The sequence below is a fragment of the Sphaerospermopsis sp. LEGE 00249 genome (assembly GCF_014299995.1).
Classification (GTDB): domain Bacteria; phylum Cyanobacteriota; class Cyanobacteriia; order Cyanobacteriales; family Nostocaceae; genus Sphaerospermopsis; species Sphaerospermopsis kisseleviana.
Window position 1 is genome coordinate 1 of record NZ_JACJUZ010000095.1, and the last position, 15,705, is coordinate 15,705.

A 15,705-nucleotide genomic window follows, 5' to 3' on the forward strand; every position below is an offset into this window, starting at 1 on the left:
CCCCAGTCCCCAGTCCCCAGTCCCCAATATTTACCAATTTCTCCATCCTCCCTTGGGTGCGGTTTCAGTTTCTCCTTTAAAACCGTGATTTTGCATAAGTATATGGTATTCCGTACTACTTGCCCATCGATCAATTTCCCTGGCTCGCAATACGGGTACTGGGTGGCTTAACTGGGCAGTGCGGGCTTCTTTCACCATTACACCCAGTTCCGTTTTACTGATGTCATCATAAGCACGAGATTGGGCAACAAAAGCATCAAGATTTAATTGAGGTGCTAAGGTGGGAGAACCACCAGCTAACTTCATTAACACAGACATGACAACTTTGGGGTTTTGGGTAGCTAACAAAGCAGCGCGATCGCAAGTAAACTCTGCACAACGTACCCATTCTAATAACTGTGCTTGTAATGTTTGAGCTAAAACCGCACCCACATTAGGTAAAATTGCAGCTGCTAAAATGAGTAAGTTCACAGGTGTTAAATAAACACTATGATCGCATTTGAGATGTCCTAACTCATGGGCAATAACCGCTTGTATTTCTTCTGGTGTGAGCATATCAATTAAAGAAGTATGCAACACCACAAACGGCTGTTTACCCCGCATTGCAAAAGTATAAGCATTAGGGGCAGGATGTTGACGCACGTATAGTTGAGGTGGTTCAATATCTAAAATATTGCAAGCGTCTAATAATAAATTGTGTAAATTTGGTAATTGTTTTTCACCTACCAAGACACTAGCAGCAATATTTTCTACATAAAAAACCTGTTCTGCCATTGGACCTAGCCAATTTCTGACCATCATATCTATACCAGGAATTTGCTTGAGAGTTTTTGTAGCTTCCAAGTCCAGAGGATGACGGAATGAGTCAGCTTTTAAACCAATTAGAGCAGTTTTAACTAAAGACATAATGATGGCAATCAATAAAAAATATTATTCCCACAGATAGTATAGCGATTAGGATAGCGATTTCAGACCCGTGATAAAACCCAATACTTGTGGGTACAGGCGATCGCCTCAAACTCACTCCTGGGAGTACGGGTAACCACGGAGGGTTTGCCCCTACGACTGTATCTAAAAAGATGTCAAAAATTAATTAGGAAGAAATTATCATGTACAACACAACTCAACCTGATCCAGTTCGTTTAGAAATATTCAAAAATCTCTATCAATTTATCGCCGAACAAATGGGAATTGTGCTGCAAAACACAGCAGCATCAGTTAATATTAAAGAACGGCTAGATTTTTCCTGTGCGATTTTTGATAGTTCTGGTTTATTAGTTGCTAATGCTCCTCATATTCCTGTACACTTAGGCTCAATGAGTGAAAGTGTCCGCAGTTTAATTAATGATGTTGGGGACACAATCAAACCAGGAAATGTTTATTTATCCAATAACCCTTATAACGGTGGAACACATTTACCTGATGTCACAGCTATTACTCCTGTATTTTTAGGAACTAACATAGGAACTAAAAACAATATTCCCAGTCCTATATTTTATGTTGCTTCACGTGGACATCAAGCGGATATTGGTGGTATTACTCCCGGTTCTATGCCTCCTCATAGTACCACAATTTTAGAAGAAGGAATTATTTTTGATAATTTTCTCTTAGTGCAAGAGGGAGAATTTCAAGAAACAGCAATCAGAAATTATTTGTTAAATCATCCCTATCCTAGTCGTAATCCTGACCAAAATATAGCAGATTTTAAAGCTCAAATTGCTGCTAATGAAAGGGGAGTACAAGAACTGCTAAAAATGGTTGAGCAATATGGACTAGAAACTGTTAAACTTTATATGCAGTTTGTTCAAGACAATGCAGAAGAATCTGTGAGAAGAGCAATTGATGTTTTAAAAGATGGATCATTTATTTATGAAATGGATAGCGGTGCAAAAATTGAAGTTAATGTAAAAATCAACAGAGAAACCCGCAGTGCCAAGATTGATTTTACTGGAACATCTGCACAATTAAATAGTAATTTCAATGCCCCCAAAGCTGTAACTCAAGCGGCGGTTTTATATGTCTTTAGAACTTTGGTTGATGATAATATTCCCCTCAACGCTGGTTGTCTCAAACCTTTAGAAATTATCATCCCTCAAGGTTGTATGTTAAACCCAACTTATCCCGCAGCAGTAGTAGCAGGAAATGTAGAAACTTCCCAAACAATTGTTGATGCTTTATATGGTGCTTTGGGTGTGATGGCAGCTTCCCAAGGAACAATGAATAATTTTACTTTTGGTAATCAGAAATATCAATATTATGAAACTATTTGCGGTGGTTCTGGTGCAGGAATAAATTTTGATGGTACTGATGGGGTTCATACTCACATGACTAACTCCCGCTTAACTGATCCTGAAGTTTTAGAAACTCGTTATCCTGTGCAAGTGGAAAGTTTTGGTTTGCGTTCCCATAGTGGAGGGAAAGGAAAATATTGCGGGGGTGATGGGGTGATCCGTCGTATTAAATTTTTAGAACCGATGACTGCTAATATTCTCTCTGGCCATCGTCTGGTTCCTCCCTTCGGTTTAAATGGTGCTGAAGCGGGAAAAATAGGACGCAACTGGGTACAAAGACAAAATGGCACTGAGGAAATTTTAGGTAGTACCGCTACCGTAGAGATGCAACCAGGGGATATTTTTGTGATCGAAACTCCAGGAGGAGGAGGTTGTGGTTAAATGAAGCTACACAGGCAAAACCTGCCTACGCGGGTTATGTTTTCCACCAGTGTCAGTTCATAAACTGTCACTCTCTACACTGGCTATTTGGTGTCAAAAGAGATATTCTTATCTGATGCAAGGAGTGATACCATTTCACTCATGTTTGTTACAGGTTATCTTAACAGTGCTTTCCCTAATAGCAGTGTAGAAGATTTAATCAGTTGCATACTGTGAAATGGTACAACGTTATACGGGGGCTGCCTGAGTAAGCAAAAAGGACTCAGGCGCTTTTTCGTGTATAAAAAAAATGGTGATTTTTCTGGTATCAATTTGTTCGTTTGTAATGGTACTGGAAAAGATGGGAAAATACAGGGCAGGGTGCAAGGAGAAAAAAGTTAGTGTTTTCCTCTCTCTATCAATAGCGGATTAGCGGTTTTTGTGGTTAAATGATAGGTAGGGGTTGCTGAGAAAGTCTTTCCGTGAGGGCATAGGAGTCAGGAGTCAGGAGTCAGGAGTCAGGAGGAGATTTGAAAATTTCTTTGCCATCTCTTGAAATCCCAAAAAATGCACACTTTTTCCGGTATACCCTTCAAAACCCTTGCACTAATTTCTGTGTTTATCAGCCTCTAACCTTTGATATATCAAGGTTTTAGGTTTATTCAGCAAATGATAGGTAGGAACAGAAATCACTGTGTCGTTGCTAAAGGCAGTGAAATATAGATGGATGCGGAGGATATTAAACGGCGCTATGCCGCTGGAGAGAGATATTTTCTATCTGCTCACTTGGTTGGAATCAAGTTGATTGATGCTTATTTACCGGGAATCAATTTGTGGGGAGCAGATTTAAGTGATGCTAATCTCGCTAAAGCTAAACTTTGGGGTGCAAATTTGAGTAGGGCAAATTTAGCTGATGCTAATTTGACTAGGGCTAATTTGTGTGGTGTTAATCTCTCTGAAGCTAATCTTCGGGGTGCGAGGCTGCACTATACTAAGTTATATGGTGCGAATTTGAAGGGCGCTTGTTATGATGACAGCACGCGCTTTTCTAAGGGTTTTGATCCCGTTAGTCACGGTATGCGGAAGTTGTGAAACTTTGGTTTTATTGTTGGTGATGGGGATAAATTGGGCGATCGCATTCTCTTGGATGATAGGAGGGCGATCGCACACAACTTTATTTTTATTATTGGGGTAAAACCTTCTTTTAGTGTCAGTTTTATGATTAATTAGTTAATGTCCTAACCAACCTATCCACTGATATAAAATTTTAACCCAAAATTCAGCAATTGAGCAATCCACTTTTGCTAGTTTCAATCCCTAATAAGCATTATTTAATGTTGCAATAATTTGTTCTAAGATTGTAATTGAAATACTACCCACCCTAAAAGGGTAGAGATTCTGGGCTAAACATTAGAAAGACAACAATGGCAGCTAAAGATAAGTTTCATACTGTGGTGAGAAGAGCTTTAGAAAAGGAGGAGTGGAAGATAACTGATGATCCCCTACGACTGGAAGTTGGCGGAACCAAATTTGAAATTGATTTAGGTGCAGAGCAACTTTTGGCCGCAGAGCGGGGCAAAGAAAAAATTGCAGTTGAGATTAAAACTTTCCTGAGTGATTCGCCACTAACCGATTATCATGCCGCATTAGGACAATTTTTGAATTATCGACTTGCTTTAGAAATCAGTGATCCAACTCGTATTCTCTATTTGGCAGTACCAATAGGTGTTTATGAATCTTTTTTTAAGCGGGAATTTGCCCAAATTTCAATAGAGAGATATCAGATTAAACAAATTATTTATGACCCAATTGAAGAGGTAATTTTACAATGGATACCATAGTATCTTATCGCAATATCATTCAGTCGTTGTTGACTGCTTATGCTGCCATCCCAATAGCCAATGGTAAGATTGATTGTTACACTGTTTTTGATACTAAACAAGATCATTACCAAGTCATGAATGTTGGATGGGATGGCCATCGGCGTGTCTATGGTTGTGTTTTACATTTGGATATTAAAGAGGGAAAAATCTGGATTGAGCAAAATATGACGGAAATGATGGTGGCTGAAGAACTTGTAGCGCGAGGGGTTGCAAAGGAAGATATTATTTTAGGTTTTCAAGCTCCTGAAATGCGGGAATATACAGGCTATGGAGTTGCTTGATTGTATCTTCATCACAATTACAGCAGTTTCAAAGAAATTTTCAAATCTCCTCCTGATTCCTGACTCCTGACTCCTGACTCCTATGCCCTCACGGAAAGACTTTCTCAGCAACCCCTAGATATATATAGTTTTCAAGGTTCGGAAAAACGTTGAAACCAAGACAGGGTAAGGTGCGCGGGTGGTTGTTCTACACAAATAACTCCCAATCCTTGCAGAGAGAGAGATCCAGGCATTTTTTTCAACACCTCAAAATTTACACCCACCCATCCGCGCATTTCGGACTACAAACTAACCTTCCTCCGCTGCTGGTAAAGGAAAAACTTCCCCAGCCAAATAATCAGAAAAATGCTTCTGAAAATATAACCAAGAAGTCATATCTTCCCCTTCTATAAAAGCATTCGGCGCTTGCTTATACAAAGGCACACGGTTATTAATTTCCGCTTGTAACAGTGGGGGTAACTCTGTAAAACCGCCCACCTTGCCACCGGTAGCACTATATATAAGTTGTCCTGGTTGTTCACCCATCTTCATCCAAGGCAACCATTGACCAATTCTATCCCAACTTAATTTTAATTCTGTAACGGAATTAAGTTCTGAGTTGAGCAAATCTGCACTCTTGACAGTAATTTTAAATAACTCAGCCGCTTGATAAGTTGGAGATGGGCAATATGGGGCAAACTGGGGATCTTCTGCCAAAGGGTTGGGATAATGGGGAAACAGATCAAAAACAAAGGTAGTATTTTCACCTTCCACCTGTACAGGCAGTTTACCTTTAAACTTACCTTGTACGGGATTATTAGCCACGTGCATCACCGTCACAGTTTCCCCAGTCCAGGGATTTTCCCATTTTCGTAAAATTTCATCTGTTTCTGGGTTGAGGTAATAAGTCAGTTCCCTAGAAGTAAAATCCCAACGACCTTCCGCAGTGGGAATACACCGACTTACACTCATACCGATAATTTTAAATAAAAGTTGTCGCTTTTCCCCAGGGACAAAACTATAAATTTTACCTGTCCAAACTAAAAAAGTAGATTCATTAGCATCTAAGGAAGAACGAGTTTTCACCCATTGTTGGGCATCAACTTCTTGGATGTGGGCTACCATATTCTGTATATTTTCTCCTTATGATTATAGTAGGGACTGGGGACTGGTGATTGGGGACTGGTGACTGGTGACTGGGGAAGAAAATTTTAGATTTTATATTTTAGATTTTAGATTGGAGTTGACAAAAACAATCCAAAATTCAAAATTCAAAATACATAACTCCTGACTCCTGACTCCTGACCTAACTTTTTGCTACTAAAGTCCAGAAATAACCATCTGGGGCAACAAAAGAAAAACTCATTTCTCCAAATTCATTATTTACAATATTAGTAAATTTCTGTACATTACTTGCCCGAATTTTATCAAAATAATTGTGTATTCCTTGCACCCGATAAGTGTAAAGACACATTCCTAAACTTCCTGGTTGAGCAAATGTAAAATGTGATTCTAAGGGTATATTTTCTGGAAAGCGTACAATATAAAGTCTACCACTGCGAGCTTCCATTAAGTTAGTTTGAGAAGAACGGGGATCATCAAAAGCAGTAACTATAAACTTTTCCCCTGGATGGAGGTCAAAAAAATCTCGTCCTGCAAAAGAAGATTCATAGCTGGTTTCTATATTATCTCGCACACGCAACAAACCCAAAACTTCTTCATAAAACCGCAGGGTTTCTTTACTGTCGTCTTGAACTACTAACCCCAAATGGGTAAATTGACTGGTGCTAAAAGGTGCATTGTGATTTATTTTGCCATAGTAGGGCATGACATAACCAAAGCGTTGAAATAACACCTGTCGCGTCAAAGGTTGCAGCAGTAGCATTTCTCTGACTCCTACGGCTGGATCAACAAAGGGACGGTTTTTGTATTCTTTTTGATAAATGACTTCCCAGTAAGGGTAAGTATATCTAATTGTATGACCTGCGGCTCTTGCATTTTCCCCATGATTTAAAATCCCTAATAAATCAGCGGTTAAAGTCGTAGTCCAGCGATTACCCTTGATTTTCATGGAACTAATACCCAAACCTTGATTTGTGGGATTTTCCCAAATCATCAATCTGATTAAACCATGATCTGCATCTTGGTGATTAAGACGAATTGCTTTTAAAGAGGAGTTTACCCCATATAATTGATACGCTGTTTCTGCGTTTAATTCTCCCACTGATCCAATGCGATAACCAAATTGTTGCCAATATTGAATTGCTAAAATCGGCTCTGGAACGCCAATACAAACTTCATAGATACCTTCAATTGTCGTGGTTTTTGCTTGAGTCATGGTTCAATCAATTTAAGTGTAAACTGTTAGTGCATAGGCAAAGTCGGGAACAGTGGAAAGCCAGCCCGGAAAGCGAACTAGGTGCGATCGCTTAAAAAGTTCACCAATTTTTGGTCTTTTCCTATGAAGTGTCAGCAGTGAGAGAATATCAAGTGCGGAAATTTCCCCAAAAGTAGACTCACACTTTTATACTATTTGAGAGATGTTCCCACATCTAAAACTGTAAACTTGATATAAATTAGATATAAATTAGGTATAAATTAGGTATAACCTAAATATACATTAGGTATAAATTAGATTTTTGATAGATTTTTGATAGATTTTTGATAGATTTTTGAAGAATTACGCATTTTCCTCAAGGATGCTTTACTATATTGTATAAGTTATGTCAAATCATGAGCGATCGCTTACTACCTCTGATTCTGCTTTATTAAATCAAATAGTCTCTCAGGTCTGCCAAACCATAATTACTATTCAACAACAGCAGCCAGAATTATTAATGGAAAAGTACAGAAAAGTCCAATGGCAAAAAACAGCTAATCAATCTGCTTTGAGTGCTAAATTTACAGAATTACTCAGTCAAACTCGCAGTAGGAAAGAACTAATAAATAAGCTACAACTATATTTAAAAGCTTTCCTAGTTCCCGCAGCTTTAAATGTACCAATCATATCAGAATTAATTGCTGAAATTAGAAATCACAATCCTGTTATATCTGATTTAAATAGCTGTTTAAATTCTACATTGTTTCCTGCTTTAGTACCAGTAGGAATAGGGGTTTTACTTTTAGATGCGGAAAATTTACAACTTAATATCAATACAGAAAAATTTTTAGGAACTATTTGTCAATGTCCTATTCAAGTGAAAATTGCCTTTGCTAATTGGAGTAATCGGGGTAAACTAGATGTAGAATTACATGAACGTGGCTATGATTTGATTCATGTTCCTGCTGGTAGGGATAATGCAGATGGAAAAATGATTGCTTTTGGTTCTTCTATTCATGAACTTTATCCCAAAGCTAAAGAAGTTTTTGTTTGTTCATCTGATAAGGTAATGACTAATTTATGCAACCATTTACAGCAACATGGGTTAACAGTATATCAAGTCAGTCAGCACGGGGAAAATATCAATATCTTCAATAATGCCACAGGTGAAACTATTATCAATAGCATTAAACCCTTACCAGAAATACCATCTATTGATCAATTTGTTCTGCAAGTTAAACATTTAATTAAAGAAGAACAAAAGCAAACAGCTAATTATTGGATTAAACTCTCTCAAATTTCTAAATTATATAAAACGAAATATCAAGTAAATATTAGTAATGTCATTGCTAAATATTTACCAGGTAAACGAGCGAGAGATATTTTTATTAGCTATCCAGCAGATTTTGTAATTCATCAAGTTGATGATGTAGGAGAATTATACATCACGCTTTTTGAACAACAACATTTTTCCCAAAAAGAAGATATTAATCCAGCAGAAAATAATAAAAACTCTCAGGTTAAAAATAACTCATTAGTGAATAGTTTAACCACCAAATTAGATTTAGAAAAGGCCATAAAAAATATTTTGTCAGAGTTAAGCAAAGAATCTAAAAATGAAAGTTGTGATATTAGTATTTTAGCCAGTAAATTTAAGCAAAAATATGGTAAACCGATTACTGAACAAATGAAAGAGTTACAAATAGGTGGTACATTTGCCAAGTTTTTACAATCTTGTAGTGATTTTCAAGTTCAACTCAAAGATAATAAATGGCAAATAAGTAAACTGGATTCTCCCAGCCCTGCATCTGTGTTATCATCTGTTTCATCAACTAAGATCAATTCTGCTGCTGACTTAGAAAAAGCACTAAAAATGATTCTCACAGAGTTAACGAAAACAGCAAACAACAACTATGTTGATATTGGGATTTTAGGCATTAAATTTCATCAACAATATGGTAAACCCATCACTAAGCAAATGAAAGAGTTACAGATTAATGGTAGTTTTATCAAATTTTTACAGTCTTGTAGTTCTTTCCAGATCCAGCAGAAAGGAAATAAATTTAAAATAGTACCATCTGTCACCATGACATCAGGATAAGTATATTAGACCTCTCCGAAAAAGATGTAGGGACAATTCATGAATTGTCTCTACCAAGGTTTTCAAATTACGCATATTTAATTTTCGGAGATATCTAATAAGTTTTTGAATACTACTAGAACGTCGATTCAGTAATGCTAGGTAATCTGTTTTTACCTTGTAGGGGGGAAGCATTCGGACAGAATATCAATGGTTTCAGTGATAGGTTATCACCCGAATGCTTCGCCCTTACGATTAATGAATCGGTGTTCTAGAGGGTTTAGGCTTTTGTAAGGATGTATGCTAAAATAAAGCCAAGTTTAGTTGCTTTTTTCACAAATACTATTTATGGAGATTGAAAAAATGCTAAACAATCAATCTATTACCGAAATGACTTTACAAGATTTAGAATCATTGATTGATAGAATTGTTGATCAAAAAATTAATCAGATTAATGTTGCTAAAAACAACATGGAGAAAAATATTGTCGCATCATTGACAACTGATGCTGCTATAAGTGTCGGTGAAGAAATTTTAGAAGATTTTCATCCATTAGTTCAATCTGATGGTATTTTTAAAGACGATCCTTTCTTTGATGATTTTGTTGAAGAAATGGCTAAAAATCGCCGTGAATTACATGGAGAAATAGGTGAAAATGACGAATAAAACTGATATTCTTGATTTTGAAAATCAAATGTCCACTAAACTAATCTCAAGTATAAAGGTGAAATTATGCAACTAGAAGATTATTTTGAATTTTTAGACCCAGATGATATCCGTATTAAGGGACATAGAATCGGTATTGATCATGTGATTGATTATTACTTGCAAGGGTTTACACCTGAACAAATTCTGGAAGAGTTGCCGTCACTGAATTTAGAAAAAATTCATGCTACTATTACATACTATCTCCATAATCGTGCGGAAATAGATGCTTATATGTTGCGGTTGGCTAGGTGGAGGGAACAGCGTTATCAAGAAGCTGCTGCTAATCCCTCTCCAATGATACAGCTTTTGAGAGCAATCAAGGCTTAAAGTCATGATGAAACGATTGTAACTGAGTCAATCTTAGCAATTCCTGGTAAGATGATAACGATTAGATTAATTTTTGTAACACAATATACTGGTTTTCAGGAAATATTGGTATTATACCGTAATAAAATTAATTTATTCAGCTTTCCATAGGTTTTATAGCTTAAAAATGTACTTATAATTTTAAACAATATATTTTTAACATAACATTAAATATAAATCCAAGCAAACTAACAACAGGACTAAGTATTAAAAATGGCTAAAATGTTTCCTCCAGACGGTCCATGTAATCCTGATTTATATGGAGAAAAGATAGTATATGGTCTACTTTCTCAACTTGACGATAACTTTTATATTTTCCAAGATAGATATTGGGTTTTCAAAAACAAATATAAATGTAGAACAGAGACCGAAACAGATTTTTTATTAGTTCATCCCCAGAAGGGTCTTTTAATTCTTGAAGTTAAGGGAGGAACTAGATTTTCCTATGATGGCGAAAATGATAAATGGAAATCTGGTGATGATATTTCTTATAAGAATCCATATACAAAACAATTAGCTAATTCTAAAAAGTTACCTTTATTTTTAAAAGAAAAAATACCTAGCTTAAAAAATAAATGGTTTAATTGTGGATATGCAATTTGTTTTCCTCATATTGATATATTAGAAGGTAACTTAGCTCCCTTTATGGAGAAAGAAGTGACATTATTTAGATATGATCTAAATAATTTAAGTATGAAAATTAATGAAATATATAAATATCATAGCCTTCCTTCTCATAAACCTCTTGGAAAGAGAGTAGTAGAATCAATCAAAGATTTAATTAGTCCTCAAATTGAGTTCAAAAAATCTCTTAGTGCAGAATTAGAAGATGAGCAAGAAAAAATTATTCGTCTTACTAAGGAACAGCAAAAAATTTTAGATGGTTTTTATTATAAAGCTAATCAACCTATTCTGATTGAAGGACCTGCTGGAACTGGAAAAACACAACTTGCAATATCTCAAGCAATATCGGATATCAAAGCAGATACATTTGTTCTATTTATTACAAGTTCCCAAGAATTAAAAAATTATATTAGTTATGAGATTTCTCTGCATATAAATATAAATACAAGTAATAAATATTTACAAATCTTAACTATTCAGGAAATGAATTTATTTCCAAATATTTTAGATGGTAAAATTAATGAGGAATATGCAGAAATTAGAATTATTATTGATGAAGCACAACAATTGGAAGTAAAATTTTTAAGAGAAATAGCTGAATATACACAAGATATATCAATCATTTCCATACTAATGTTTAAAGATGATTCTCAAAAAACTAAGGAAAATGAGATACAACAAATATTTAGACCATTTCAGTACACTTTACAACAAATCATAAGAAATACAGCTGAGATTTTTGATTCTTACAAAGAATACATCAGTCCAAGTTATAAGAAAATTCAAAGACCACGAAGACATTTCAAGGAAGTTATTACAGAATATTATACTAATGATGAAGAAATGATTAATATTGTTGTACAATTAATTTTGAGGATGATAACTGTAGATAAAGTTATACCTAAGAACATAACAATACTATTTTCTAATATACCAAATGATGAGATTTTAGAAGCAACTAATTTATTACTACAGAAAGAACAGCTTGTTTTGAAAAAATTTGATTTATCCAGTAATGATAATACTAATAAAGCCAAATTAATTACCTGGTCAACTCGGCATGATTTTCAAGGGCTTGAAAATCATATAATTGTATTAGTTGAATTAGAACCTGCAACTTCTGAAACTATTGTTGTAAGGAGATTAAGATATATCGGTAGATCAAGGGCTTGTAGTATATTATATCTCTTACTAAGAAAAGATGTAGATTCAAATATCGAAAATATTGCTGATATATTTTAGTTATAATCTAAAATATCTACCCCTATTTTATCTTGACTATTAGACAATTCTGTAAAATCAAAATAATCAAAAAAGTTGAAGCTATTTTTTTGTTCAAGTATTGATGATAAAATTCTTGAAATATTATGCGAAATGGGTCTAGATATATAATTATTGATGTTATTTCTAAATAAATCCTCATCAAAATACTTACCATTATCTCTGTGAGATAATATCCATATCGCATATAAAGCGTTAAGATTCAAGTCTATTGATTTAGTAGATAGGAAACTTTGAAATATAATAATCAATTTTTCACAAAGTTTTTGATTATTCTTCACCATCATTAGTATATAAGGAGGATCTTTTTTTCTAGGTTTAACTAAATTATGAATTAATCTTGTCCTAGCATAATGTATAATATTTGGGTTTTTAAAAACCTCATTCATTGCTTTATAACCTGCAATAATAACATCACTGGTATATCCAAAATTTATAATTTTTACAATACTCCAAGTATTTTTTCTAATTGTTTTAGGATATTCTTGAATTATTTCTGGAATTTTTGATATTAAATTTATAACTAAATCTTCATCATATTCGTCAAAATTACTTAAATCGAATAAGTAGGATGTTACTGTATAACTATCTTCTTGATTTAAAGTAGAATTTAAATTAATTTTTTTAAAATCTTCCGATCTTTGCTCAAAATTGATATTATTTAAATCATTTTTCACACTTAATATCTCTTCATTTAAGTGATCAGGTAACGAAATTTCATGATCTTTTCTAAATAGCTCTTCTACAGATTTAGGATTTTGAATAATTTCTGTTTTAGTAGAGTTTAAATTTAAGCCTATTCTATGCAATTCTTCCTGAAGAATATTAACGGCTCTAATTGCCTCTTGTTTTGTATTTGTAACTATTTTAATATCATCAACATATCTGGCATAATTAAAGTTATGAGAAATCATTAATTCATCTAATTGACTAAGTAATATATTGGCGAGATATCCTTCTGTGCTATTACCAATTAATAAACCTTGTTGTTTTTTCTCTGATTTTAGTGAACTATCCACTACAGAATAGAACTCAACTTCTGGTCGTAAAATTTGACGCAACAAAGGTTCATATTTTTGGGGTAGTATATTACCTACTAAATTAAAAATTGAATTAACTAAGTAATCATGAGATATTGCATCGTAAAATGATGTTATATCAGCTTTTAAAACATAAGAATCTTTTTCCTCTTTATTATATTTTATAATTAAATCCTCAGCCCATTCTATAAATTGTTTGTGTTGAGGATAATATTCCCGAAATAAATATATAAATCCACTTTTAGACCGTTGGGTTCTATTAGCAAAACTTGTTTTAATAAAGGAGTTTTCAACTGCTAGTGCAAGGGTATTTACAAGATGATATCTAACTGCTAATTCTTTAAATGGAATATATATACATCTTCTCAAGAAAAAGTCATTCTTGGGATAAGAATAAGCAAATGATCTATCTTGTATATAAGGTTGTGATAGTGAGTAAATATTATGGATATATTCAACTAATTGATTAATTTTAGTATCATTTTTGCAGTTAATATGTAATTCAAAAAAGTTACAAACATGATCATCATTTAATCTGCTATAAATAGAATAATAAATAGAGTTTCTTATTAATTTTAAATCAGTCAGATAATCTTCTAAATTAAATTTAATCATAATTAAACATCAAATTAATTTTTCAACCTATACAAATTATAATTTTTTTCTATTTTTCGTAAATGAAGGACAAAGCCTAAAAACTTCATCCTTCACCCCTATTTAATTACGCTTCATCCAAAGCTGCAATACCAGGTAAAACCTTACCTTCCAACAACTCCAAACTAGCACCACCACCGGTAGAAATGTGGCTCATTTGATCAGCCAAACCAACCTTTTCCACAGCCGCTACAGAGTCACCACCACCGATAATGGTAGTTGTGCCGGTTTTGCCGATTTCTGCTAAAGTATGAGCGATCGCCTCAGTACCCACAGCAAATTTATCAAACTCAAACACACCCATTGGACCATTCCAAATCACAGTCTTACAATCCGCTAAAGCCTCTTGGAAAACCTTCACAGAATCAGGACCAATATCTAAACCCATCCAACCATCAGGGATTGCTTCAATGCTGACGGTTTGAGAGTTAGCATCAGCAGCAAAGTTATCTGCTAACACCACATCGGTGGGTAATAGCAAAGCTACACCACGTTCTTTAGCTTTCGCTTCCAAAGACTTCGCCAACTCTAACTTATCTTCTTCCACCAAGGACTTACCAACACTTAAACCACGGGCTTTGTAGAATGTAAAGATCATTCCCCCACCGATGATCAACTTATCGCACTTTTCCAACAAAGTTTCAATCACACCAATTTTGCTGGAAACCTTAGAACCACCGATAATAGCAGCCAAAGGACGTTGAGGAACTTCAATTGCACTTTGTAAATATTGCAACTCCTTCTCCACCAAATAACCAGCTACGGAAGGGCTTAAATACTTAGTTACACCTTCAGTAGAAGCATGGGCGCGGTGTGCAGTACCAAAAGCATCATTTACATAAAAATCAGCGTTTGCTGCCAATTTTTGAGCAAATTCGGGGTCGTTCTTTTCTTCTTCCTTGTAAAAGCGGACGTTTTCTAATAACAGCACTTGGCCATTTTCCAAAGCTGCAACCTTAGCAGCTACATCATCACCGATGCAGTCATCAGTTTTGACCACTTCTTGTCCCAACAACTCAGAAAGACGTTTAGCGACGGGAGTTAAACGCAATTTATCATCTACACCCTTGGGACGACCGAAATGGCTTGTTAAAATGACCTTAGCACCCTTTTGGGTCAAATCTTGGATAGTTGGTAGCGCTGCCCGAATCCGAGTATCATCGGTAATGTTGCCTTGATCATCAACAGGCACGTTAAAATCAACCCGTACCAAAGCACGTTTTCCAGAAATATCAGCAGCAGATAAACTTGCTAAACTTTTTTTCGACACAGCCAAATTCTCCTGATTATCTTTTTGTTATTGTTTGGAAAGTATCACCATCCAGATTTTACCGGAGTAAGGGGTGTGAAGATTAATTTATGTTTAAAACAGTTCTATTTCCCATTGACCAAAGTCGTGAAGCGCGAGAAGCCGCTGACGTAGTTACCAACATCGTGCAGAAATACAACAGTCGTTTGGTATTGCTGTCAGTAGTGGAAGAACCCTCCCCAAATGGAGATGCTGGCAATATCATGGGTTCTCCAGAGGTAGTTGCTAAACTCCTAGAAAATGCCCAAACCTTATTTTCTCAGCAAGGTATTACGGCTGAAGTATTAGAAAGACAGGGTAAACCCGCTTTTACTATCTGTGATGTTGCTGACGAGATAGGAGCAGATTTAATTATTATGGGTTTTCGCGGACTGGGTTTAACTGATGAAGGCGCAAATGATAGTGTCACAACCAGGGTGATCAATCTTTCACCTTGTCCTGTTTTGATTGTGCCTTAGATCAGGGAACAGGTAATGGGTAATGGGTAATGGGTAATATTATTCCCAGTCCCCAGTCACCAGTCCCCAGT

General features: G+C 35.2%; 14 protein-coding genes. 9 read left to right on the forward strand and 5 right to left on the reverse strand.

From position 1 onward, the window contains the following. Nucleotides 1-30: 30 nt before the first annotated feature. On the reverse strand, nt 31-906 hold the full coding sequence (locus H5968_RS22460; protein ID WP_187041733.1) for a M48 family metallopeptidase: 876 nt from the start codon (nt 904-906) through the stop codon (nt 31-33). 203 nt (nt 907-1,109) lie between these two features. On the opposite strand from H5968_RS22460, the gene H5968_RS22465 reads away from it, so the two are divergent. The 4 genes from H5968_RS22465 to H5968_RS22480 all read left to right on the forward strand — a co-directional run bounded on the left by H5968_RS22465 (nt 1,110) and on the right by H5968_RS22480 (nt 4,815). After that, a complete protein-coding gene (locus H5968_RS22465; protein ID WP_096565003.1) occupies nt 1,110-2,672 on the forward strand; it encodes a hydantoinase B/oxoprolinase family protein in 1,563 nt (520 codons plus the stop codon). 702 nt (nt 2,673-3,374) lie between these two features. Continuing rightward, nucleotides 3,375-3,743 carry a pentapeptide repeat-containing protein gene (locus H5968_RS22470; RefSeq protein WP_096565005.1) on the forward strand — a complete coding sequence of 123 codons (369 nt, stop codon included), beginning with the start codon at nt 3,375-3,377 and terminating at the stop codon, nt 3,741-3,743. Nucleotides 3,744-4,075: 332 nt separating this feature from the next. Then, nucleotides 4,076-4,492, forward strand: coding sequence for a XisH family protein (locus H5968_RS22475; protein ID WP_137666372.1), 417 nt, complete (start codon nt 4,076-4,078; stop codon nt 4,490-4,492). After that, nucleotides 4,480-4,815, forward strand: a complete 336-nt coding sequence (locus tag H5968_RS22480) for a XisI protein (RefSeq protein ID WP_187041734.1) — start codon at nt 4,480-4,482, stop codon at nt 4,813-4,815. Before H5968_RS22475 ends, H5968_RS22480 begins: the two co-directional genes overlap by 13 nt. A 288-nt stretch (nt 4,816-5,103) precedes the next feature. Here H5968_RS22480 and H5968_RS22485 read toward each other — a convergent pair whose 3' ends face one another. Both H5968_RS22485 and H5968_RS22490 read right to left on the reverse strand, forming a co-directional pair. Continuing rightward, nucleotides 5,104-5,919, reverse strand: coding sequence for a DUF1838 domain-containing protein (locus H5968_RS22485; RefSeq protein WP_187041735.1), 816 nt, complete (start codon nt 5,917-5,919; stop codon nt 5,104-5,106). Between the two features lie 181 nt (nt 5,920-6,100). Then, nucleotides 6,101-7,132, reverse strand: a complete 1,032-nt coding sequence (locus H5968_RS22490; RefSeq protein WP_187041736.1) for a VOC family protein — start codon at nt 7,130-7,132, stop codon at nt 6,101-6,103. A 385-nt stretch (nt 7,133-7,517) separates the two neighbouring features. Between H5968_RS22490 and H5968_RS22495 the strand changes: the two genes are divergently transcribed. From H5968_RS22495 to H5968_RS22510, 4 genes are all read left to right on the forward strand, one after another. Further along, complete coding sequence (locus H5968_RS22495; RefSeq protein WP_187041737.1) at nt 7,518-9,215, forward strand: NYN domain-containing protein; 1,698 nt, start codon at nt 7,518-7,520, stop codon at nt 9,213-9,215. Nucleotides 9,216-9,542: 327 nt separating this feature from the next. Next, nucleotides 9,543-9,860 (forward strand): hypothetical protein, encoded by a 318-nt coding sequence (locus H5968_RS22500; RefSeq protein ID WP_187041738.1) that lies wholly within the window; start codon nt 9,543-9,545, stop codon nt 9,858-9,860. 66 nt (nt 9,861-9,926) lie between these two features. After that, nucleotides 9,927-10,229 (forward strand): DUF433 domain-containing protein, encoded by a 303-nt coding sequence (locus H5968_RS22505; protein ID WP_187041739.1) that lies wholly within the window; start codon nt 9,927-9,929, stop codon nt 10,227-10,229. A 252-nt stretch (nt 10,230-10,481) separates the two neighbouring features. Then, nucleotides 10,482-12,134, forward strand: coding sequence for a nuclease-related domain-containing DEAD/DEAH box helicase (locus H5968_RS22510; protein ID WP_096565017.1), 1,653 nt, complete (start codon nt 10,482-10,484; stop codon nt 12,132-12,134). Here H5968_RS22510 and H5968_RS22515 read toward each other — a convergent pair. Together H5968_RS22515 and pgk are read right to left on the reverse strand one after the other, a co-directional pair. Continuing rightward, nucleotides 12,131-13,828, reverse strand: coding sequence for a reverse transcriptase domain-containing protein (locus H5968_RS22515; RefSeq protein ID WP_096565019.1), 1,698 nt, complete (start codon nt 13,826-13,828; stop codon nt 12,131-12,133). The two genes, H5968_RS22510 and H5968_RS22515, sit on opposite strands and share 4 nt — an antisense overlap. Nucleotides 13,829-13,934: 106 nt before the next feature. Next, a complete protein-coding gene (gene pgk, locus H5968_RS22520) occupies nt 13,935-15,137 on the reverse strand; it encodes a phosphoglycerate kinase (protein WP_187041740.1) in 1,203 nt (400 codons plus the stop codon). Nucleotides 15,138-15,226: 89 nt separating this feature from the next. On the opposite strand from pgk, the gene H5968_RS22525 reads away from it, so the two are divergent. Further along, nucleotides 15,227-15,634, forward strand: coding sequence for a universal stress protein (locus tag H5968_RS22525; protein ID WP_096565023.1), 408 nt, complete (start codon nt 15,227-15,229; stop codon nt 15,632-15,634). The last annotated feature ends 71 nt before the right edge of the window (nt 15,635-15,705 follow it).

Bases quoted from the DNA above. Each gene is read 5' to 3' on its own strand.
- H5968_RS22460 (WP_187041733.1), bottom strand. From the start codon at position 906: ATGTCTTTAGTTAAAACTGCTCTAATTGGTTTAAAAGCTGACTCATTC.
- H5968_RS22465 (WP_096565003.1), top strand. From the start codon at position 1,110: ATGTACAACACAACTCAACCTGATCCAGTTCGTTTAGAAATATTCAAA.
- H5968_RS22470 (WP_096565005.1), top strand. From the start codon at position 3,375: ATGGATGCGGAGGATATTAAACGGCGCTATGCCGCTGGAGAGAGATAT.
- H5968_RS22475 (WP_137666372.1), top strand. From the start codon at position 4,076: ATGGCAGCTAAAGATAAGTTTCATACTGTGGTGAGAAGAGCTTTAGAA.
- H5968_RS22480 (WP_187041734.1), top strand. From the start codon at position 4,480: ATGGATACCATAGTATCTTATCGCAATATCATTCAGTCGTTGTTGACT.
- H5968_RS22485 (WP_187041735.1), bottom strand. From the start codon at position 5,919: ATGGTAGCCCACATCCAAGAAGTTGATGCCCAACAATGGGTGAAAACT.
- H5968_RS22490 (WP_187041736.1), bottom strand. From the start codon at position 7,132: ATGACTCAAGCAAAAACCACGACAATTGAAGGTATCTATGAAGTTTGT.
- H5968_RS22495 (WP_187041737.1), top strand. From the start codon at position 7,518: ATGTCAAATCATGAGCGATCGCTTACTACCTCTGATTCTGCTTTATTA.
- H5968_RS22500 (WP_187041738.1), top strand. From the start codon at position 9,543: ATGGAGATTGAAAAAATGCTAAACAATCAATCTATTACCGAAATGACT.
- H5968_RS22505 (WP_187041739.1), top strand. From the start codon at position 9,927: ATGCAACTAGAAGATTATTTTGAATTTTTAGACCCAGATGATATCCGT.
- H5968_RS22510 (WP_096565017.1), top strand. From the start codon at position 10,482: ATGGCTAAAATGTTTCCTCCAGACGGTCCATGTAATCCTGATTTATAT.
- H5968_RS22515 (WP_096565019.1), bottom strand. From the start codon at position 13,828: ATGATTAAATTTAATTTAGAAGATTATCTGACTGATTTAAAATTAATA.
- H5968_RS22525 (WP_096565023.1), top strand. From the start codon at position 15,227: ATGTTTAAAACAGTTCTATTTCCCATTGACCAAAGTCGTGAAGCGCGA.